Source organism: Oleiphilus sp. HI0125 (assembly GCF_001635355.1).
In genome coordinates, this window is sequence record NZ_LWGF01001128.1 from 1 (window position 1) to 1,761 (window position 1,761).

Annotated in this window: 2 protein-coding genes; both read right to left on the reverse strand. The window is 43.2% G+C overall.

The window, feature by feature from the left end; all coding sequences use genetic code 11:
- The coding region (gene thrS / locus A3762_RS19515) for a threonine--tRNA ligase (RefSeq protein ID WP_068757213.1) at positions 1 to 1,277 on the reverse strand (1,277 nt) is incomplete at its 3' end.
- A gap of 178 nt (positions 1,278 to 1,455) precedes the next feature.
- Positions 1,456 to 1,761: MMPL family transporter (locus tag A3762_RS19520; protein ID WP_156493607.1), on the reverse strand; the 306-nt coding region annotated here is incomplete at its 5' end.

The window sequence follows — 1,761 nt, forward strand, 5'->3', positions numbered from 1 at the left end:
TCTGGTCGAGTAGACAATTTGATTACTACATCATCAAATCCGAAGTCTTTATAGATATCCAAAACAAGAGCTACAACATCAATACACTCTTGTTCCATCTGCTGTTCAGTACAGTAGATGTGCGCATCATCTTGCGTAAAGTGGCGAACGCGCATTAAGCCATGCAAAGAACCTGAAGGCTCATAGCGATGCACCTTGCCGAATTCTGCCATGCGCAAAGGTAAGTCTTTATAGCTCTTGAGACCTTGTGAGAACATCAGCACTGAGCCAGGGCAGTTCATTGGCTTAAGTGCGAAATTACGACCATCTTCAGTATCAGTCGTAAACATGTTTTCTCGATAATTAAACCAGTGACCTGAAGTCTCCCAAAGGCTCCGATCCATAACGTCTGGGGTATTTACTTCAATATAACCGGCACGCTCTTGACGCACACGCATGTAGCCAATAAGGCTATTAAAGAGCTTCCAACCTTTCGGATGCCAAAAAACTGATCCAGGCGCTTCGTCCTGCATATGGAACAAATCAAGTTTCTTACCGATCTTACGATGGTCACGCTTCTCTGCTTCAACTAAACGATTTAAATGCTGCTTAAGCTGTTTTTTATCCGCGAATGCTGTTCCGTAAATACGTTGCAGCATTTTGTTGTCAGAATCACCGCGCCAGTAGGCACCTGAAACTCGCATCAACTTAAAGTGATGGCAGAATTTCATGTTCGGTACATGCGGCCCACGACACATATCAATATATTCTTCGTGGTGATAAAGACCCGGCGTCGCATCTTTCGGAATATCACGTTCCAGAATCTCTAACTTATATGTCTCACCACGTTCTTTGAAGGTATCAACAGCTTCTTGCCAAGTTGCCACTTTCTTAACAACGTCATAATCCGTTTTAGCAAGCTCGAGCATACGCTTCTCGAGTTTTTCGACATCTTCGTCCGTTAACTTGTGCTCAAGATCGATGTCATAATAGAAACCATTTTCGATAACAGGACCGATTGCCATTTTCGTGTTAGGCCACAATTGCTTGATCGCATGACCTAATAAATGCGCACAAGAATGACGAATAATCTCAACGCCTTCATCATCTCGACCGGTAATAATACTAAGCTCTGCATCGCCTTCGATGAGATCACAAGCGTCTTTTAATTCGCCATTAACACGGCCTGCAATGGTCGCTTTAGCTAAACCAGGACCAATATCCTGCGCAACTTCTAAAATGGAGACTGCTTTATCAAAAGAACGGTTAGAACCGTCGGGAAGAGTAATTACTGGCACATCAACCTCGCTTCAGTGGTGGCCCCTACAATGGGTCACATGATGGTATAAAAAATAAAAGAGAGCGGATTTTATACGATTCGCTCCAAAATGAAACAGCCGACTATAAAAGTCGGCCATATTTAATAATTTGTGAGAACAACGCCCGATATCTAGATCGAACGCTGTACTCAAGAATTTATGCCGTTTTCTTGGTTTTCACCAAGAAACGCGCAAGCGCTGGAAGCAACCACATTGAACCGATCATGTTCCACAAGAACATAAAGAACAACAAGATTCCCATATCTGCTTGGAACTTAATCGGAGAGAAGATCCAGGTACAAACACCAATACCCAAAGTAACACCAGTAAAGCTTACTGCTTTACCTGTCGTACGAAGTGTTTGGAAATAAGCCTCCTGCAAAACCAAGCCTTCTTTCAACTTAGTCTCTAGCTGGCTGTAAATATAGATCCCATAATCGACACCAATACACACACCAAGCGC